Here is a 19,497-nt window from a genome sequence, read left to right as displayed (position 1 = left end):
AGGAAGTTAAAAGGCCGTCTCAAATTGATACGACCTTTGTCGAGAGAGAAACTACAAAGTACTCGTGCACTGAGGACAACGAGTGGCTTTCAAAGGAATCATCGACGCGCAGAAAGGACATTCTTTAGTAGTCACTGCTGCTGGAGCGGGTTTTTGAACTTTATTTGCCATTTTCACAATCAAAAAGACGGCAAAACCAATAATCGCAAAATCAATCAAACTGTTCAAAAAGACGCCATAGTTCAAGGTCGGTGCTGCTGCTTTTTTAGCGTCAGCCAATGTTTCATAAGTTTGTCCGTTCAAAGCCACGAACAGATTTGTGAAGTCGACTTTTCCTAGCCCCAGACTAACTACCGGCATCAAAACATCGGCAACAAATGAGGACACGATTTTACCGAAGGCCGCCCCGATGATGATACCGACTGCCAAATCAAGAACATTTCCTTTACTGATGAAGGCCTTAAATTCGTTCCACATTTTCGAAACCTCCCTTTTGATTTCTTAGGGGATCTTATGATAGAGTTTTCGATATGCAAAAAGGTTTTAATTCAGATGTAACAGTGCGCGGTCAAAAGTTCCATGTGCAGACGGAAGATTGGGGCATGAAGAACCCATTTCTTGTCAGTAGAATTTTTTGTAACGGCGCTGTCATTAAAACCGTAAAAACTCCGTATGAAACCGCTCTCAAAGCCGAATCCATTCGTGAAACCGAAGCCATTAAGATGGCTCTTCGTCGTCAGCACAATGACATTATGGACATCCTGTTAGCTGGGAAAATGCCTTAAAGATACAGCTCCTTTTTCCACTCTTCGACACTCTTTTTCATGTGTTCAAAGTGAGTTCCTTCCCAATAGATTTTGCTGCATTTGGGACAAACGAAGAATTCTTGATAGAACTGCTTTACCAAGGGTGGAAGTTGCTCTGCAACCCTCTCTTTGGGAACAGGAACTATGAGAATATTGCAGTCCAAACAGCGCGAGCATAAATGAATCGAACGGCCTAAATCAAAGCGTCGCAAGACCTCAAGAACTTGTTCTTTCGGGAGGTGATTGTGAACAAAATACCCCTGAGAAATGATTTTTCGTTTTAGCAACTCGGCATCACGAGTAAGAAGCACACGATTTTCCACAAATGAAATACGCGCTAGTTCTTCGTCGCTTTCCAAGTTCCGATTATAAACGACATCAAAGCCTAGCATCCGCAGAAAATGCGCCAGTTTTCCCAGGTTCACGTCCACTACGAACTTGAAGTCAGCCATGGGAATCCTCCAGGGGTCGTCTTTGGCGGAAACTAGACCTAAGTATTCTAGGAATCAAAGACGTCCTTCCATAGAATATAATGATGATTGAATTCTCTCATGTTTACAAAACTTATCCAGGTCCTATTCACGCTCTCAAAAATATAGATTTGCAGATTGGCAAAGGAGAGTTCGTTTTCCTCACGGGACCGAGTGGGGCGGGTAAAACTTCGCTGTTTAAAATGATTTCAGCCTTTGACACCGCGACATCGGGGCAAGTTTCTGTGGCCGGTTATAATATTAGTGCCCTCAATGAAAACAAGATCGCGGAATACCGACGTAAAATCGGGGTTGTGTTTCAGGATTTCCGCCTTTTAAAGGACCGCACGATTTTTGAAAACGTGGCATTACCCCTGCAAATTCGCGGCGATCGTACATCCGTTATCCAAAGACGGGTGCAAGAAGTCTTGGAACAAGTGGGTCTCAGCCACAAGTACGATCAGTTTCCAGAATTCATTTCAGGCGGTGAACAGCAAAGAACGGCTATTGCCCGCGCTATCGTTCATCAACCGGGCGTTTTGATCGCTGATGAGCCAACTGGAAACTTAGATCCGCAGTTGAGCGAAGAAATTATGGATCTTTTGGAAAGAGTTTGTTCACAAGGAACCACTGTGTTGGTTGCTACCCATGATCACGAAATGGTGAAAAGAAGAAACAAACGTGTGATCCGTCTTAAAGATGGTTTGGTTGTGGAGGATCAAGCATGATCCGCTCGCTTTTCCAACAAAGACTCGAAAGCCTTAAACGCAATTGGACTTTGCAGTTTTCAACCTTGCTGGTTGTGACGGCTTGTTATCTTGTTGTGTGCAGTTCCCTGTTGATGTCGCAAAACCTCCGCAAAGTTTTGACCGTGTGGGGTGAAGAACTGCAAATGACGGTTTATCTTTCTGAAAACACCGAAACTCAAGATGTTGAATCCCTGCAGAAGAAAATTGAAGCAAACCCGAACGTCGGAAAAATTAAATTCATCAGCAAAGAAATCGCTTTAGAAGACTTCCGTGCACAGATGGCGAGCTATGCGCCAGATATTCTAAACGAAAAAGATCTTCTGAATCTAATTCCCGCAAGTTTTCAAGTCTCTTTGAGCGAATCCCTCAGAGCCGTGGATCACCTCAAAGTCCTTGATGTTTTGGCAAGCACACTTAAATCTGAAAAATCTGTCGCCGAAGTCAGCTATGGCCAAGAGTGGGTGCAAAAATACGGACAATTTATCTACTACTTTGAAAAAGGTTGTCAGGCTTTGGGTGTTATCATTTTCTGTGCAGCGCTTTTTGTTCTTTCGAATGTCATCCGTGCTTCTATTCATTCCCGTCGCCAAGAGATTGAAGTTTTAGAACTTATTGGTGCAACTCCGGCGATGATTCGTAGACCTTTCATGATCGAAGGGGCACTGATCGGATTTGTATCTTCAGCATTGGCGGTGACGATTTCGTACTTTGCTTACAGCAATATCGTCGGTCTTTTCCAAAACGAGCTTCGCTTTTTACAACTTGGTCAGCATCTAAGCTTTTTAGGTGTGGGTCTTGTTGTGTTTTTCTGTTTAGCAGGAACCTTGCTGGGAGCGTTGGGATCTTATCTTTGTGTTCGTCAAATCAATGATGGTTGGGCGGCACGCAGTTTATGATCAAGTGGAGTTTAGTATTTCTTTTAGGCACATCAATAGTGATGGCGGAAGTTCCGCCACCGCGGGATCCAAATTTGGACAAGATTGCCAAAGACATGCAGATCGCCAAGGAAAACCTAGAAATCCAAGAGCTTCGTCAGAAAAAAGTACTGACCGCTTTGTACAGCATTAATAAGAATCTCAAAAAGCTCGTTACCGAAAAAGCCAGTTTGGATCAGCAAAAAAACCTGACGACCATGCAAATCCAAGATCTTACCAAAAAAATGGAAGAAAACACTCATCAAGCTGAAGCTCAGAAGAATCAACTGACAGAACGCCTGCGCGCAATATACAAACTTAAGGGGCCGACTCTAGCACGCTTCCTATTCGCCGCGAAAAGTTCTTCGGATTTAGAAAGAAACTTGAAAGTTCTGGGCGTGATCGCACAGAGGGACTTGCAGTTGATCAAGAACTATCAAGAGTCTGTCAAAGACCTTAAGTATCGTCGCGATCAATTAACTGTAAAGTTGGCTTCTTTAAAAGACTTGGAAGCCGACTTGCAAGTTCATGAAAAGAAGCTGCAAAAGGAAATTTCTCAGAAGAACAACATCCTTGCGGGTATTCGTCGTAACAAGTTGTTCACCCAAGAACAGATCAAAGAGCTTAAAAATAAGTCTTTAACTTATGATCTTGCGGATACTGGTTTGATGGATCTTCTATTAAAACCTTCTTTTGAAGCGCAGAAAGGCACTTTGCCTAAGCCCGTCCAAGGTCCAGTGGTAAAAACCTTCGGTCTGCAAAAATCTCCAGACCAGTCTTATGTGTTAAGCAATAAAGGTCTTTTTATTTCGAGTAATCCTGGCGCTCCAGTCCGAGCTGTGTTTAGTGGTATTGTATCTTTCGCCGGGAGTTTGCCAGGACTTGGCCAAGTTTTAATACTCGATCACGGAGATCATTACTATACTGTCTATGGGAACAATGCGAACTTGCGCGTCCAACTTGGACAAGAGGTAGCACAATCTCAGGTCATTGCGAACAGCGGACGAAGTAGCTTTGATCGACAAAATGGATTATATTTTGAGATTCGTCATTTTTCAGAGCCCTACAATCCAATGGAATGGGTGAAAGGAATCAGCCAATGAAGGCATTCGCGCAAAAGTGGAAAACGTTCATACTCGCATTCATCTTGATCTTAGCCCTCTTCATTATGGCCGAGTCTGGATTCCAAATCAGAGCCTTCGCTCAAGACCGCTACGCGGATTTGCAAAACTTCACAAAGGTTTTGAATCTTGTTGAGCAATACTATGTGGAAGAAGTGGATACTAAAAAACTTCTTTACGGAGCGATCAAAGGGATGCTTCGCGAATTAGATCCACACACGAACTTCATGCCGCCAGATATTTTCAAAGACTTCGAAACTGAAACCACAGGCGAATTCGGCGGTCTTGGAATCGAGATCTCGGTTCAAAACGGCATTCTGACTATTATTTCTCCGATCGAAGACACTCCAGCGTGGGAAGCCGGTATCAAGGCGGGTGATAAAGTCATCGCCGTCGATGGCAACAGCACAAAAGGTTTAAGCCTTGTTGAAGCTTCGCAACTTATGCGCGGTAAAAAAGGCAGCAAAGTTATTCTTCGTATCGTTCGTGACAACGAAGAAGAGCCTCGTGACATCACAATTACCCGTGGCAGCGTAAAAATCAAATCTGTGAAGTACACGGATTTGGAAGACGGTTATGCTTACATCAAGATCACAAGCTTTATTGAAAACACAGCGAAGGATCTTGAAAAAGCTATCGACGCTCACATCAAGAACAACAAAAGAGTTGATGGTTTGATCATCGATATGCGTAGAAACCCAGGTGGTTTGTTGGATCAGGCTGTGAAAGTCAGCGATATGTTCCTCAAAGAAGGAACTATCGTAAGTACGATTGGCCGTAACAAAAAAGACAAAGAGGTTTCAGTAGCGACTAAAAAAGGCCGTTTCACTGATTTCCCAGTTATCATTTTGGTCAACGAATACACAGCGTCAGCAAGTGAGATCGTTTCCGGAGCATTGCAAGATAACAAGCGTGCTTTGATTGCTGGTCAGCGTACGTTCGGTAAAGGTTCCGTACAATCCGTTGTGAAGTTGGGTGATGGTAGCGGTTTAAAACTGACTGTTGCTCGTTACTATACTCCGAGCGGCGTCAGCATTCAGGCTGAAGGTATTCGTCCTGATATCGAAATTGATGATGTGGATCCAGAAGCATTTGCGAAATCCGTGTTGAAATCTAAACCAACACGTGAAAAAGACATCGCTGGCCACTTAAAAGGTGACCGCGAGAAGGACACTGAAAAAGCGCAAAAGAAGCTCGATCTTAAGCCAAAAGATAGCAGCAATGCTCTTGCTTGGTGGAAAGATGTCGGAAATAAGAAAGACGAAAATCTTACGACCCGCGAAAAACTCTTCAAAAATGACTACCAAGTCTACCAGTGCTTTAGCTACTTGAAGGCCTGGAAAACATTGAAGGCTCTAGCGCGCTGAGCTACGTGAGATTGCTATTTTGAGCTAGACATCCTAGTGTTGCCCCGTTGGTAAAGAGGCTCTTTATGCGAAATTGGATCTCTACATTATTTATTACACTCTCTGCGCTGGCTGCACACGCCGGCGCTCCGGGTTTCTCAAATGGAAGCCAATTTTCATCAGCGCACATCCAAGGCGCCGTCACTGTTTACTGCCAAGGCGGCGATGTCATTACTTACACTTGTTATGACACTGTTTTAGATCCAAGCAGCTATGATTACTTCTTGGGTCCTGGAAATATAGTGGCTGATGAAGTCACTCTTTCTAATTTGCGCCCGGACGGTACTCGTCGCGAAAGAACTGAAGTTTATGATTTCCGCAATGCTCGCAGTGATGGAGCTTTTAACTTGTGGATTTCAACTCCGTTCCAGAGACCACTTTTGGCTTTGGGAAAAAACGTGGTTGATTACCTTTTGTTAAGCCGTGGCAAGATTGTGACCCAAGGCACTTTCACAGTGAATGTGTCTCAGTCGGCGGGCAGAACTTGCCCAAGCACGCACTACAATTCGAATGATCCAAACGATTGCAAATCCCAATACACGGTTTGCCAAAGATACTTTGAGCAGTACAACTACTGTCGATAGTTTTGGATTTTCCAGAATAGATTCTGAATCATCATATAAGTCAGTCCCCATAAGACATCTCCATCAGGAAACTGAATAGCTGGAAGTGCGAGTTTCATATTGTCGCGCTGGAATTTATATTCCGTGCGGTTGGCAACGTTCAAAAGATAATCCAAAGACACCCACAAGGTCCTTTCAACTTCTTTAGGATCGGGGATTAGCTTAGGCTTCTGCGGAAGATAAAACACAAAAGGCTGAATATAGAACTCTAGCAGATTACCACGTTTACGGGCCTGCAAATCATCCAAGGAACCGATCAGGCAACTCTGATCTAGGATCACACCTACCTCTTCGCGTACTTCACGAACGCAAGCATCTAAGAGACTGGCATCAGTTTCATCTTTTTTGCCACCCGGGAAAGCCAAGTGACCAGACCAGTTGTCGCTGGGATTTAGAGCCCGCTTAATGAAGAGAACCTCTAAATGGCCGGCTTCTTCACAAAGCAAAAGGGCCACCCCTGAGGCTCTCGAAAAGTCTTTCGAAAGATCAGTGCGCGGCCCTTGAGTGAGAACTTTTTCGATGTCGCTTTTAGTTTTGCTCATCTTTCAGCTGGTCTTTGCTGACTTCTTTCACTGTTACTTTTTTGTTCAAGAAGTCGATCACTTTCTCTTCAGTGATCATGTAGCTAAGGCGGCTAGTTTGTTCTGGACGAGCGTAGAACTCGCGGATGCGAGCTTCATCAAGACCAGTTTGAGCAGCGTATTCTTTGTATTTAGTATCCAAGTCTTCGTCTTTGCAGTGAAGGTCATGCTTTTTCGCAATCGCATCTACCAAGAAGCTAGATTGAATCATTTCAGCTGCAGTCTTTTCGAAGTCTTTGTCCCATTTGTTTACATAGTCTTGGAAATCTACAGGAGACATGCCTTGTTCAGTCATTCTCTTTTTGAAGTCTTCGATCAATGAATTCTTTTGGTCTTTCAAAAGAGAAGGTGGAACTTCAACTGGGTTTTCCTGAACCAACTTTTTCAACAAGCGGTTTTTGAAAGCGTCTTCAACGCGTTTCTTTTCAGTACCCTCAAGGTCTTCACGGATTGTCTTTTTCAAGTCTTCCAAGGAAGTTGGGCCACCCAAAGTTGACAAGAACTCATCATTCAACTCAGGCAATACTTTCTTTTTCAAGCCAGTCAATTTCACTTTGAACTCAACTGGTTTACCAGCAAGGTCTGCAGAGTGATACGGAGATGGGAACTTCAAGTTCAAAGTTTTAGAATCGCCGACTTTCATGCCAACAAGACCTTCTTCGAAACCTTCGATGAATTGTTTCGCACCCAACTCGAGGTTGTGGTTTGTGCCAGCACCGTTTTCAAGAGGTGCGCCATCAACGAAACCTTCGAAATCAACAACGGCTACGTCACCAAGTTGAGCTGCACGTAGTTCAAGTACGTCTTCGAAAGACGCGCGAGAAGAGCGGATGTTTTCAAGAACTTCTTCAACTTTCTTGTCATCGAAAACGAGTTTTTCTTTTTCAACTTCGATACCTTCGTACTTTTTCAAGTTCACTTCAGGGCGAATGTCAAAAGATGCAGAGAAAGAGAAATCTTTTGTTTCATTTGGAATGTCGAATTCGAACTCTGGATTGCTGATTGGCTCAAGTTTGCTTTCAGTCAATGCCTTGATGTAATGCATTTGGATTAATTCTTGAGCAACGTCTTGCTTTACGCGGTCAGCGTACATGCTCTTGATGGTAGCAATAGGAGCTTTTCCTTTACGGAAACCTTTTACTGTCACTTCTTTTTGGATGTCGTTGAAGATTCTGTTGAATGCTGTTTGCACAACAGTCGCAGGAATTTCGACATTGATTTTGTGATGAAGTGACGAAACTTTTTCGATATTTGTTTTCATGTGATCACCTTAGTTTTGCAGTAGCGTCAAAATGAACCGGGATACTAGAAGATCACCCTCTGAATAGCAAGCAATTTGCGCTATGCGCAATGCCTTAGATTCTAAGCTCGGCGACACTGAGAAATCTATGACTTCAGAGATCCATTTTGTGACTGGTAAAGGGGGGGTGGGAAAATCCACCGTTGCCGCGGCCTTGGCCCTTAAAAAAGCCAAAGCCGGCCTTCGTACTTTGTTGGTCGAAATTGGCGATCAGAGCTTCTACAAGGATTACTTCGAGTTGCCGCAAGTGGGCTTTGAGCCCGTTAAGATACAGGAAAATTTTTCAGTCGCTCTCTGGACGGGGCAAAGTTGCCTTCGAGAGTACATCATTCACCTGATCAAGGTGGAAAGCCTCTATCGTCTTTTTTTTGAAAATGCCGTCATGAAAGCCTTCGTGAACGTCGCTCCTGCATTGCCGGAGCTAGCGATTATGGGAAAAGCCACTAGTGGACCCCGTCACCACGGTCCGGCACTGCCTTTTGATTGTATCGTCATGGACTGTTATGCGACAGGGCACTTTATGGCTTTAATGGGGGCCGCCGAGGGTATGGCTAAAGCGGTGAAATACGGTCCGATGGGTGACCAAAGCCGCAGCATCGATGCGATGCTTAGAAATCCCGAGGTCTGTCACTACTATCTGGTCTGTCTTCCGGAAGAACTGCCAATTAAAGAAACTGAAGAGTTGCATGAAGAGCTCGAGAAGCATTTTGGTGTCAAAGCCAAGGTTGTTTTAAACAAATACCTTGAGGGGGAAATCCCGACAGGTGAATACACGGCAGCCAAAAAAGGCGAGTCTGAGGAGTTCCGAGAGTTCGCACGTGAGGATCAGAAAACTCGCCACATTCATCGTGAAATGAAAACGCGGCTTCAGAAGTTAGATCCCAAACTACAAACCTTGCCATCAATCTGGGAACATCAAGTTCCAAAATTACTAGCCCAACTCTCTGAGAGGCTTGTATGAGCGGGTTTGATTTTAAAAATACTCAAATCCTTGTGTGTGTCGGGAACGGCGGAGTTGGAAAAACCACACTGGCGGCTTCGTTGGGGGTTTTGGCAGCACAGCGGGGTTTGAAGGTTTTAGTATTGACGATTGACCCTGCAAAACGTTTGGCGACAACCTTGGGGATCGAAGGTGAAAAAGACATCACTAAAGTGCCCGGCCAAAACTTCAAGGGCGAGCTTTATGCTTCGGTCGTGGATCACAAAAAGACGTTCGATGATTTCGTCATGCGTGCTGCCGCAAAGTCCGAGGCCGCTAAGAAGTTATTCCAGAACAAACTCTATCAGCAACTTTCAACAAGCCTCAGTGGTTCTCAAGATTTTACAGCGTTGGAAAAGTTGTATTCAACTTACGAGTCGAAACAATTCGATCTGATCATTTTGGATACCCCACCTGCAAAACATGCCATTGATTTCTTGAATGCTCCTCAAAAGCTTGCCGTGCTGTTTAATGATAAAGTGGCACGTTGGTTCCGTGAATCTAAAACAAAATCTGTGGGCGGCACCCTCTTTAATATTTTGAACGCAGGTACAAAACAGGTTTTGAACATCATGGAATCCATTACAGGCAGTGAACTGTTGAAAGAGCTTTCGGACTTTTTCATGAGCATTGAGCAATGGCAAGAAAAGCTAGAAGAACGTATTACCAATGTCCATCGTATGATGGTCAGTTCTCAGACGCAGTTTTGCTTGGTGACTAGTTTTGATAAAGCCAAGCTGCAAGAGGCCGAATTTTTCCTAAGAGAAATACGCAAAGGCGGTTTTCATTTGCACACTGTCGTCCTCAATCGCTCTTATCCTGAGTGGTTGCGCCTTAAAGAGAAGACTTTGAAATCTGCACCGACGGGCAGTCAGCAGCTGTTTGAAGTCTATGAAAGCGAAAAGAAGTTTTATGTCGAGCGAGATCGTGAGCACTCCAGCTTTGCAAGCAAAGTAGGAAAAGAAGCTCAGGTTTTAAGACTTCCCGAGGTAGAAGATCCAGTTTCAGATCTTGAGGGACTCGTAAAAATGGCGAAAATTATAGAGCAACAAGGGGAACCTTCGTGAGAGTGGTATTAGTCATTGTGTCTTCGTGGTTGTTAGTAAGCTGTGGATTATTGCCAAGTCAGAGAAGCCAGCAGGTTCTGCAAGCTAATCCTGAAACCACGGATGCCGCCACGATTGAGCAGCAAATGAAAGGGCAGAAGTACGAGGCCGCCCTTGGAAATATCGCCACCTTTCAAAGTGAGTACCCTTATTCTTTGAGTCTTCAGAAAGTACGTTTTTTGAAGGGCAATGCTTTAGAAGAACTCGGGCGATGGAATGAGGCCGAGCAAACTTACAAGGCGATCTCTACGATTTCAGAACGAAACCAACCAGAAATTTCTGCAATGGCTCTTTATCGACTTTCTTATGTCTATGAAGCTTTAGGCGATGATCAAAGAGTGATTACCACTCTTTTCGAAGCAGCCAAATATACTCAGTACTTGCCAGTCCAAGTGGTGAACGCAGAAATTCCATCGCGTTTAGCAATGGTTTACGCCAAAGAAAACAATGCCAAGGAAGCGCAAAAGTGGTTGGCGGAAGCAGACCGAGGTTTGAAAAAGACTTTGGACACGCGCCAAGAGCCACTGACCAATGAGTGGTTGTCCCAGATCTATTACAACATGGGCTCGATCTCGACGCACCAGCTGTCAGCCGACAACATCATGACGATCATTCATGGGCAGGCTGCTGTGCAAAAATATTTAATTCGTGCCCTTCAGTATACAGACCCGATTTGGTCGGCGAAAGCATTGGCAAAACTAAAAACCACTTACATGGATTTATGGAATGCCATTGAAGGGTATCAAGCACCTTCGGGATATGAACCTTTAGTCGCACAAAAAATGAAAAAAGACGAACAAGTCCGCTTGGCTGGACCTTTTTCAGAGTTGCTCAAAGAAGCCGAGCTTTACCGTCCTGGGACTGAGCAGAAAAGCAATCAATACCAAAGTGAATTCTTTAACTTCCTCGATGAGTTACAAACGCGAGTGCGCAGTATTTTAGAGAGTTCTTTCTATACTCCGCTTATGCCGGGTCGGGACAAAGCTCCCCAAAAACCTAAAACTCCTGTTAAGATAGTCCCTTCAGAAGATCCAAATCTATAACTTCGGACTGGGGACTCATTCATGGTAAAAGAACTACTTCATAAGCAGACGCTAGAAAATATGAATGAAGTGTGCGCTTGGTTTAAAAACAAAACCGGCGGCTTGGCTTATCCGATTTATTCCAGTTACGACATTCGTGATGCGGGTTACAAAGTTTCCAATGTCGACGCGAATATTTTTCCGGCGGGGTTTAATAATATTTGTCCTGCAGATAAAGAGACCTCTGTCGGTTTGATGGCGGGTTATATTGAAAAACACTATGGATCCAGTGTTAAAAATATTCTTTTAGTAACGGAAGAACATACAAGCAATCCTTACTATTGGGACAACGTCTATACGATCAAGTCTTTGATCGAATCTGCGGGAAAAACTGTTCGTATTGCGATTCCTCGAGAGCTTGCGGAACCTATTAAAGTGCAAAGTGCTTCTGGTCGTGAGTTGGTGGTTGGATCTGCATTGAAAGATGGAGCTCTGCTAAGAGAATTCAAGCCGGACTTAGTTATTAGCAATAATGACTTCTCTGAGGCCTATGAAGATTGGGCAAAAACTATCGAGTTTGCAATGAACCCACCAAGAGAGCTTGGCTGGTATCAACGTAAGAAAAGCCGCTACTTCAAATTCTATAATCAACTTGTGAACGAATTTGCTGAGGTAGCGAAGTTTGATCCATTCTTACTTCGTGTAGAAACCGAAGAGTACGCCCACTTTGATATTGGCAGTGAAGAAAGCCGTAATGATTTGGCTAATAAAGTAGATCAAATGTTGGCTCGTCTTAAAGCTGAATATCAAAAACGCGGAATCACCCAAGAACCTTTCGTTTTTGTAAAGAACAATGCCGGAACTTATGGCTTAGCGGTGATTCGTGTCGGGTCAGGTGATGAAGTTCGTCAGTGGAGCTACAAGTCCCGCAAAAAAATGAAAGCCGCTAAAGGCGGCCGTGATGTCGAAGAAGTGATTATCCAAGAGGGTATCCCTTCGATCGTGACGGCTGAAAGTGCTTCTGCGGAGCCGGTCATTTATATGATTGGGTGTGAACTTGCAGGAGGATTCCTACGGACCCATTCTGAAAAAGGTTCGACAGATAGTTTGAACAGCCCTGGTGCTGTGTACAAACGTCTGTGTGTTTCTGATCTTGCAGTTCGAGCAGAAGGTTGCCCGCAAGAGAACGTTTACGGTTGGAGCGCGAAGCTTGGTCTATTAGCCATTGCTTTAGAAGCTGAAGAGATGGGCGTGCAGTTTAAGAATTATAAAAACGCGCCTTGTGGTGGCTGACCTTAGTCAGATTTGTTTACGGCTAAATTTCGTTTGCTAGACCTTTTAAAACAAGATTTGTGGGGACAACACTTGTTAATATTTTAACAAGACCATGAGCTTTGCGCAAAATTCCTTAACCTCGAAATCTGTTCCACAACAAATCCTATTGGTACTACTGGGAGCGTTCGTCTATTTTGTCGCGGCTCGACTCGGACTTTATCTCGCAACAATCAATGACTTAGCTTCTCCAGTCTGGCCAGCAACGGGCATCGCGATGGGTGCGATTCTTATATTTGGCCCACGGATGAGTATCGGGATTTTTCTGGGTGCTGTCGCTGCCAACTATCTCAGAGGCGCGCCACCGGTGGCGTTGTTAGGCATCGGTTTAGGAAACACACTCGAAGCAGTTCTTGGCGTGTGGATCTTTCACTACACTTCACGTGCAAATAAACATCTGGGCCCCCACGCTAAGTTAATCAACTATCTAGCTGTTGCAACAATTCCCACTGCGTTGAGTGCAAGTTTCGGAACGCTGTCATTAGCGTGGACCGGAGTTATTTCGTGGGAGGGTGCTCGCTACAATTGGCTTACTTGGTGGACCGGAGATACTCTTGGAGCGCTCTTTCTATTTCCGGTCGCAGTAAAAATTTCGATTGGTGAATTTAAACTTATCCAAACTCTTCGCGAAAATATGCTGAAGGTTTCTGTAAGTCTACTTGTGACACTCAGTCTGTGTATCTTTATTTTCTATTCTTACTATGGGCCTCCGTTTCTATTTATAATCTTCTTTGGACTTCTTTTGGTAACTATATGGTTAGGGGGCACTTGGATATACGCAAACGCAGTTTTGATATCCGCTGTCGCAATTCTAAGTACGAAAGAGGGCATGGGACCATTTGTGGGTAGTGCATTTAACGAGAATCTTCTGCATCTGCAGCTATTCTTGGTAGGCGTGGGTCTCACGGCAATTGCTTTAAGCAGCTTGCGGCAAGAGGGTCTTTTGAAAGGACCAAGCTTTGCTTTGATCTTTGGGTGGTTATTAACAGGAATGGCGTTTTACTCCTTCTATCAATCCAATTATCGCACTGACCAAGATCAGTTCTATTTCCAAACTGAAGAAATCGAAAAAGCCATCACCGAACGAACTTCCAGCTATGTTCGTCTTCTTGAAAGCGGTGCTGGATTTTTTGCGGCCTCTGAAGAGGTCACTCGTGGAGAGTGGCAAACGTTTGTATCCCATATGCGGGTAGAAACTCAGTACCCAGGAATAAATCGCATTGGCGTTATTGTGCCGATTTCAAATCAGCAAGAACTTGCTCAGCTTACAGAGCAGCAGATTAAAAGTGGTATAAAGGATTTTCATGTTCATCCAGTGCGTGTGATTCCAGACGAGCTGAAAGTTCCAAAAGCGCCGTTTCAGCTAGTCGTCAAATATGTAGAACCTTTTACTATAAGCAGTCATATTGTAGGGCTGGATGTTTCTACAGAAAAAAGACGTCTCGAAGCGATCTTGAAAGCCAGAGACACGGGTACGACGGTAGCCTCCGAGCAAATCTATTTGACTCAAGATGAAAGCGTGCAACAAGGTTTTATTCTGTTTGCTCCCTTTTACAAAAAAGGCGCGTCTATCGATACTGTAGAGCAAAGACGAAAAGCCTTCCAAGGGGTTATTTACGCACCCGTTTCGATTAAAAAATTTGCGCAGCTCGCTTTGAAGCCGTTTGATAAGGAAATCGATTTAAGGATTTTTTCTGGTGAAGTGGCGGACTCTTCATTTGAGGCATTCTCTTCCACTACTGGCATAGATAGAGAAGACCATCTTAAAGAATCCACGATTGATATTGTCGGGCAAAAATTCACCATTTTGTGGCAACGTGGTTCGGCATTCCGTACAAAATCTCTGATGGTGTCGTCATGGGCGGGCTTTTGTGGCGCTTTGATTTCTCTGTGCTTGGCAATTTTATTGTCGAGCTTAGAACATGTCGCAGACAGAGCTCAGAAAATTGCCGAGCATAAAACCCTCGAGCTGACCCAACGTGAGCGTCTATGGAGAACTCTTACTGAATCTAGTCCGGTGGGGATCTATCTGATTGATGACACCGGTCAATGTACCTATATAAATCCGACATTATCGAAGCTACTTGGATTAAGCCTAAGTCAGACGGTGAAACTCAGTTGGGACAGTTTGATTCATCCAGAAGATCGCGACATCGTAGAGCTTGCATGGAAAAAATATCGAGAAAATCCAAAAGGTCAGTTCCGGTGGGGGTTTCGTTTTGTATGCAAGACTGGTATCTTGCATGTAGTGAATGAAGCAGTCCCTTGTTACAACCAAGCAGGGGTCGTGACCGGGTTCGTAGGAACTATCCAAGACATGACAGAATTGAACTTGAAGCAGGCGGCTCTTGTAGCTTCTTCAAAACTTTCTTCATTGGGTGAAATGGCCGGTGGTGTGGCTCATGAAATCAACAATCCTTTGACGATCATTGTTGGTAAAGCTCAACAGTTAGATTTCTTGGTTCAACAAGCTCCTTTGAACACCGAAAAAGTTCAAGCGAATGTCGGTGCTATTAATGCGAATGTTGAGCGTATTGCAAAGATCATTCGTGGACTGCGCACCATCGCAAGGGATGTTCCAAACGATCCTCTTCAAGAAGTACGTGTGCATGATCTTTTGCAAGATGCCCTCGAGCTCTGTCGTAGCCGCTTTAAACATCATGGAATTCCGCTTTTGGTGCCAGCAGAGATTAGTTCTGATGTTAAGTGTATGGTTAGACCTGAACAAATCGTTCAGGTGTTACTAAATTTATTGAATAACTCTTTTGATGCCGTCAATACATTGGAAGATAAGTGGGTGAAAGTTGACTTCCGCACAGTCGGAGACCAGATTCAACTGATCGTTACAGATTCGGGCGCCACTATGAGTTCTGATTTGCAGGCCAAAATCTTTGATCCATTCTTCACAACGAAAGAGGTTGGGAAGGGGACCGGACTGGGACTAAGTATTTCCCGCGGGATAATTGAAAAGCATAACGGCAGACTCTATGTTGTTGAGAATGCCAAGAACACCACATTTGTTATTGAACTGAAATTGAGTAGATCCCAGGAAATATCCGCCTAGGAATCTAGTTGAAGTGAGGATGTATGCAGAGACAAATATTAATTGTGGATGATGAACCTATGATTCGAGAGCTGCTCAAAGAAGCTTTCGAGAGTATTGGCTTTACAGTACATGAAGCAGAAAATGGGCGTGAGGCTTTTCGGCTGGTACGGGAAATCCCTTTTGAATGTGTTCTTTCGGATCTGCGTATGCCCGGTGGCGATGGCATTGAACTAGCTAATGAAATTCATAAAGCACCTGGACCAAAGCCTAAGATGTTTTTGATGACGGGTTATAGCGATATCACTCTGCAAAAAGCCCAAGCCTTGGGAGTACTGAAAATTTTCGAAAAGCCTTTCAACTTTAAAGACCTGCTTCAAGAAGTCAGCAAGGCAGTAAATCATGGTCCCTACCTAGGACCTGCGTAAAACTCAATCAAAATGCGAAACCAAAAAACTGTGTTAACATAGTTTCATGGAGGCTTGCTTGAAAAAGTTTGGAATGACTTTAGGGCTGTTCTTGTTTTCATTTTGTGTGGGTTACGGAATTATACTTCACACATCCGATTGGGGACCCGTCACGCGTGATCCAGCAGCAATTCGTCAAGTGTATGATTTTTCAAGTCTGACAGGAACCGAGCTAACAGAGGCGATGAAAAAACGCATTCTTGCTGGCGCGACAGTTGTCCGTGAACATCACAGCTTGGGTGTAGAGCTTGGTCATTTCGCCATGGCGAAAATCACGGGTGAAAAAACTCTGGCATGCCAAGAGTTTGCAACAGTAGTTCTGCGCTTTGAAGCAGAAGGGATTGCAACTAGCGGTGAACGCCCAGTAATGGAAGTCGAAGGCGCCTGCGAGTTTTCTTCTGACATGACTAAAATCAATCCAATCTTTATTCCAGTAGACAAAATCATGGCAGAGAAGCCTTCCGATGGAGAAATCCAATATCGCGAAGGCCGTCCTGTGACTGTGCGATTCAAGAATGTGACTGAAGAGTGGCCAACACGTTGGTTGCTGACGACAGTGCGTTTGTCTCATCAAGCAGAGCAAAAAGAACTTTTAATTGATGCCGAAGAGGTCAGTCACTTGTTGGGCCGACCTATGATGATGAGTTTTAAATAACTAGCGCTGACAAGCTAACACTTTAAGGCCGACGCGTTGACTTGCATACAGGCCGCGAACAGAGTTTGTCGCGTTCATATCTAAAAGTTGCTGGCTGTTATCATCAAGATTTTTCAAAGTGTAATAGATACCGGTACCAGAAGTTTGCATACTCACCACTTGCCAGATGGTGTTGTTCTTAAGACAGTTATCCGCTGAGTTCGGGTGCAGATTAAACCAGTGGTGAACTCCATTTTCCATCCAACTGTCATCCACGTTGTCTTTAATAATACATTCTTTACCTTGAGTTGCTGAGAAAGCAAAAATGCTAGAACGTTGGCGAAGGTCGCCAAAATAGACGTCGGTGCCGCCCGAAAGTTCTTTTAAGCTATATCCAAGAGAACAAAATTGTTTCTCAACTTTTTCGACTAGTTTTGGATCAAAATTTCCGCCGGGTTGGCTGCCATCGGTCAGAGTGATGGCGTTGCCGCAAGAAATGTTGATGAGAAGCCCCAATGCAATAAGTAGTCTTTTGTATGTCATGACCTAAGGCTAAGATGGCTCAGGTACAGACGACAAGATTTCTTCGATGTAGGTCCAGCAAAATAAAAAGGCCGGGATTGCTCCCGACCTTCTAAATGTTTTTATAGAACAAAAAACTAAACGTACTGTTTTGCGAGCTCGACGAAGGTACGGATCATCACACCGCTTGCACCCTTTTTAGGGCAGTAGTTCAAACGATTGCCGACAGCCCAGCCAGTTCCTGCGATATCGAAGTGAGCCCAAGGAATGCCTTCACCAACGAACTGCTCAAGGAAAGCAGCTGCAGTTGCGCTGCCTGCGCCTTTTCCAGAAGACATGTTAGAAAGGTCCGCATAAACACCCTTCATGTCCTTCACGTGGAAGTCAGTCAAAGGCATGTTCCAAACCCATTCACCAGAAGCAACAGCCGCTTTTTCAACTTTGCCTTTCAAAGCATTGTTACGAGTGAAGTAACCAGTGTGAGTGTTGCCAAGAGCAACAACCATCGCACCTGTCAAAGTTGCAGCGTCAACAATCACTTGTGGTTCTTGTTCTGTTGCGTAGCTCAAAGCATCTGCCAAGATCAAACGACCTTCAGCATCGGTATTGTTCACTTCGAAAGTTTTGCCGTTACGAGCTGTGTGTACATCACCTGGTTTTGTTGCAGAAGGACCGATCAAATTTTCAGTCGAAGCTACAAGACCAACCACGTTTACTTTCAATTTCAATTTAGCAATTGCAAGCATAGTACCGATGACATTTGCGCCACCGCACATGTCGTACTTCATTTCTTCCATACCAGCAGAAGGCTTAATGCTGATACCACCGCAGTCAAAAGTAAGACCTTTACCTACGAAAACAACAGGCTTTTTAGTTTTAGCAGCGCCGTTGTATTCCATAACGATGAATCTTGGCTCTTGATCAGAACCATTAGACACGCCCAATAGGCCGCCCATTTTTTCTTTTTTAATGCGAGCTTTGTCCCAAACAGTCACTTTAAGACCACTGCCTTTAGCACCTTCAACAGCAGAGTCTGCCAAGATTGCTGGAGTCATCAAGTTGCCTGGCAAATCACCCAAACGACGAGAGAAGTTTACGCAAGAACCAAGGATCACGCCTTCTTGGAAAGCAGCTTTGAAAGCTTTGTCCGCGTTTTTAGTAACAACGTGGAAAGAAAGTTGGTCTTCAGCTTTCGCATCTTTTTTTGCAGAAGATTTCAATTCGTCGAAAATATAAGAAGCTAGACCCAAACCTTCAGCGACCGCTTTTGCAAACGAGCTCGACTCTTTTTTGTTTGTAGTCAAACCGTCAAAATGAATAGCAGCTTCTTTAATTCCGGCACCTTTAACGGCTTCAAACGCTGCCGCAATAGATTGACGAATAGATTCGTGGTCGATTTCTGAATCTTTTCCTAGACCAACGACGAGAACATGGCGATAATTTTTATAGTTCAGCTCACGGTAAAGAACGGTTTCAAGAGCTTTACCAGTAATAGTTTTTTCAGCAATGGCATTTGCCAGTTTTTTGCCCAACTCAGTATGAGTCACTTTCGCAGATTTATCTTTTTGAGATGCAGCCTTTGAGAACACAACCAAAGCCGGGCAGGTGAGTGTCTCGATGTCTTTATTAATGAGATCGAAGAGCATATTAGTCCTTTCAACAACTACTTAATGTGATGCGTTAAATGCTTAAAAACTAAACGGTAAATGACTAACATAATCGGTCTGGGCGTCAAAGCCTTTTTAATAAAGTCCTATATTATAATACCGATAGGTAAGAAGATTAAATTAACCACCAACAGGAGACCACTGTGCCACTCATTCCTTACGTCATTGAACAGACCTCTAAAGGCGAACGTAGTTATGATATCTACTCTCGTCTATTGAAAGACCGTATCATCATTCTGGGAAGCCCGGTGACGGATGAGGTTGCCAATACGATTATCGCACAATTTTTATTCCTCGAGGTAGACAACCCTGAAAAGGATATCCATCTTTACATTAACTCTCCGGGCGGAAGTGTTTCTGCGGGGATGGCGATTTACGATATGATGCAGTTTGTGAAGTGCGACGTAGCAACGTATTGCATGGGTTTAGCGGCGAGTATGGGTTCTTTGCTATTAACAGCGGGAGCACCGGGCAAGCGCTATAGCCTTCCAAACACTCGTATCATGATTCACCAACCTCTATTGTCAGGTGGCGGTCTTTCTGGTCAGGTAACTGACATCGAAATTCATGCTAAAGAACTGATAAAAACCAAAGAGAAGTTGACTAAAATTTACGAAACCCACACGGGTCAAAAGTACGAAACTTTGGCAGGATTAATGGAGAGAGATTACTTCCTAGATCCAAGCAACGCAAAAGAACTTGGACTGATTGATCATGTTGTTGAATCTCGTAAGGCTTCTAAAAAAGGATAAGCG

General features: G+C 44.1%; 20 protein-coding genes. 14 read left to right on the top strand and 6 right to left on the bottom strand.

What is annotated here, in order from left to right; all coding sequences use genetic code 11:
* Positions 1 to 51: 51 nt before the first annotated feature.
* A complete protein-coding gene (gene mscL / locus ACLWBB_RS19935) occupies positions 52 to 477 on the bottom strand; it encodes a large conductance mechanosensitive channel protein MscL (protein WP_413289328.1) in 426 nt (141 codons plus the stop codon).
* 53 nt (positions 478 to 530) lie between these two features.
* Here mscL and ACLWBB_RS19930 point away from each other — a divergent pair, with 53 nt between their 5' ends.
* Positions 531 to 785 carry a hypothetical protein gene (locus ACLWBB_RS19930; protein WP_413289327.1) on the top strand — a complete coding sequence of 85 codons (255 nt, stop codon included), beginning with the start codon at positions 531 to 533 and terminating at the stop codon, positions 783 to 785.
* On the opposite strand, the gene ACLWBB_RS19925 is transcribed toward ACLWBB_RS19930, so the two are convergent.
* Positions 782 to 1,258 (bottom strand): Mut7-C RNAse domain-containing protein, encoded by a 477-nt coding sequence (locus ACLWBB_RS19925; protein ID WP_413289326.1) that lies wholly within the window; start codon positions 1,256 to 1,258, stop codon positions 782 to 784. The genes ACLWBB_RS19930 and ACLWBB_RS19925 overlap by 4 nt on opposite strands.
* Before the next feature lie 83 nt (positions 1,259 to 1,341).
* Here ACLWBB_RS19925 and ftsE point away from each other — a divergent pair, with 83 nt between their 5' ends.
* The 5 genes from ftsE to ACLWBB_RS19900 all read left to right on the top strand — a co-directional run bounded on the left by ftsE (position 1,342) and on the right by ACLWBB_RS19900 (position 6,050).
* A complete protein-coding gene (gene ftsE / locus ACLWBB_RS19920) occupies positions 1,342 to 2,004 on the top strand; it encodes a cell division ATP-binding protein FtsE (protein WP_413291629.1) in 663 nt (220 codons plus the stop codon).
* A complete protein-coding gene (locus ACLWBB_RS19915) occupies positions 2,001 to 2,921 on the top strand; it encodes a cell division protein FtsX (protein ID WP_413289325.1) in 921 nt (306 codons plus the stop codon). The genes ftsE and ACLWBB_RS19915 overlap by 4 nt, the downstream gene beginning before the upstream one ends.
* Positions 2,918 to 4,042 carry a murein hydrolase activator EnvC family protein gene (locus tag ACLWBB_RS19910; RefSeq protein WP_413289324.1) on the top strand — a complete coding sequence of 375 codons (1,125 nt, stop codon included), beginning with the start codon at positions 2,918 to 2,920 and terminating at the stop codon, positions 4,040 to 4,042. The genes ACLWBB_RS19915 and ACLWBB_RS19910 overlap by 4 nt, the downstream gene beginning before the upstream one ends.
* A complete protein-coding gene (locus ACLWBB_RS19905) occupies positions 4,039 to 5,427 on the top strand; it encodes a S41 family peptidase (protein WP_413289323.1) in 1,389 nt (462 codons plus the stop codon). The genes ACLWBB_RS19910 and ACLWBB_RS19905 overlap by 4 nt, the downstream gene beginning before the upstream one ends.
* 65 nt (positions 5,428 to 5,492) lie before the next feature.
* Positions 5,493 to 6,050: a hypothetical protein gene (locus ACLWBB_RS19900; protein ID WP_413289322.1), complete on the top strand. Its 558-nt coding sequence runs from the start codon at positions 5,493 to 5,495 to the stop codon at positions 6,048 to 6,050.
* Here ACLWBB_RS19900 and ACLWBB_RS19895 read toward each other — a convergent pair.
* A complete protein-coding gene (locus ACLWBB_RS19895) occupies positions 6,038 to 6,631 on the bottom strand; it encodes an NUDIX hydrolase (RefSeq protein ID WP_413289321.1) in 594 nt (197 codons plus the stop codon). The genes ACLWBB_RS19900 and ACLWBB_RS19895 overlap by 13 nt on opposite strands.
* Positions 6,618 to 7,931: a trigger factor gene (tig, locus tag ACLWBB_RS19890; protein ID WP_413289320.1), complete on the bottom strand. Its 1,314-nt coding sequence runs from the start codon at positions 7,929 to 7,931 to the stop codon at positions 6,618 to 6,620. Before tig ends, ACLWBB_RS19895 begins: the two co-directional genes overlap by 14 nt.
* An 82-nt stretch (positions 7,932 to 8,013) precedes the next feature.
* Here tig and ACLWBB_RS19885 point away from each other — a divergent pair, with 82 nt between their 5' ends.
* The 7 genes from ACLWBB_RS19885 (at position 8,014) to ACLWBB_RS19855 (ending at position 16,574) form a co-directional block, all read left to right on the top strand.
* Positions 8,014 to 8,931, top strand: a complete 918-nt coding sequence (locus tag ACLWBB_RS19885) for an ArsA-related P-loop ATPase (RefSeq protein WP_413289319.1) — start codon at positions 8,014 to 8,016, stop codon at positions 8,929 to 8,931.
* Positions 8,928 to 10,016 (top strand): ArsA family ATPase, encoded by a 1,089-nt coding sequence (locus ACLWBB_RS19880; protein ID WP_413289318.1) that lies wholly within the window; start codon positions 8,928 to 8,930, stop codon positions 10,014 to 10,016. Before ACLWBB_RS19885 ends, ACLWBB_RS19880 begins: the two co-directional genes overlap by 4 nt.
* Positions 10,013 to 11,098 (top strand): tetratricopeptide repeat protein, encoded by a 1,086-nt coding sequence (locus tag ACLWBB_RS19875; RefSeq protein ID WP_413289317.1) that lies wholly within the window; start codon positions 10,013 to 10,015, stop codon positions 11,096 to 11,098. The genes ACLWBB_RS19880 and ACLWBB_RS19875 overlap by 4 nt, the downstream gene beginning before the upstream one ends.
* Positions 11,099 to 11,119: 21 nt before the next feature.
* Positions 11,120 to 12,370, top strand: coding sequence for a glutamate--cysteine ligase (gshA, locus tag ACLWBB_RS19870; RefSeq protein ID WP_413289316.1), 1,251 nt, complete (start codon positions 11,120 to 11,122; stop codon positions 12,368 to 12,370).
* A gap of 94 nt (positions 12,371 to 12,464) precedes the next feature.
* Positions 12,465 to 15,473: a CHASE domain-containing protein gene (locus ACLWBB_RS19865; RefSeq protein ID WP_413289315.1), complete on the top strand. Its 3,009-nt coding sequence runs from the start codon at positions 12,465 to 12,467 to the stop codon at positions 15,471 to 15,473.
* Between the two features lie 23 nt (positions 15,474 to 15,496).
* The gene (locus tag ACLWBB_RS19860; RefSeq protein ID WP_413289314.1) at positions 15,497 to 15,880 is read left to right on the top strand and encodes a response regulator; all 384 of its coding nucleotides are present in this window, start codon (positions 15,497 to 15,499) and stop codon (positions 15,878 to 15,880) included.
* 58 nt (positions 15,881 to 15,938) lie between these two features.
* On the top strand, positions 15,939 to 16,574 hold the full coding sequence (locus ACLWBB_RS19855) for a hypothetical protein (RefSeq protein WP_413289313.1): 636 nt from the start codon (positions 15,939 to 15,941) through the stop codon (positions 16,572 to 16,574).
* Here ACLWBB_RS19855 and ACLWBB_RS19850 read toward each other — a convergent pair whose 3' ends face one another.
* Together ACLWBB_RS19850 and ACLWBB_RS19845 are read right to left on the bottom strand one after the other, a co-directional pair.
* The gene (locus ACLWBB_RS19850) at positions 16,575 to 17,096 is read right to left on the bottom strand and encodes a hypothetical protein (RefSeq protein ID WP_413289312.1); all 522 of its coding nucleotides are present in this window, start codon (positions 17,094 to 17,096) and stop codon (positions 16,575 to 16,577) included.
* A gap of 116 nt (positions 17,097 to 17,212) precedes the next feature.
* Complete coding sequence (locus tag ACLWBB_RS19845) at positions 17,213 to 18,721, bottom strand: leucyl aminopeptidase (RefSeq protein WP_413289311.1); 1,509 nt, start codon at positions 18,719 to 18,721, stop codon at positions 17,213 to 17,215.
* A gap of 140 nt (positions 18,722 to 18,861) precedes the next feature.
* On the opposite strand from ACLWBB_RS19845, the gene ACLWBB_RS19840 reads away from it, so the two are divergent.
* Positions 18,862 to 19,494, top strand: coding sequence for an ATP-dependent Clp protease proteolytic subunit (locus ACLWBB_RS19840; RefSeq protein ID WP_413291628.1), 633 nt, complete (start codon positions 18,862 to 18,864; stop codon positions 19,492 to 19,494).
* Positions 19,495 to 19,497 lie beyond the last annotated feature (3 nt).

The organism is Bdellovibrio sp. HCB337, assembly GCF_047302465.1.
Lineage (GTDB): Bacteria > Bdellovibrionota > Bdellovibrionia > Bdellovibrionales > Bdellovibrionaceae > JACMRP01.
The sequence above is the reverse complement of the archived record's forward strand: the minus strand, read 5'-3'. Positions and strand labels throughout refer to the sequence as shown.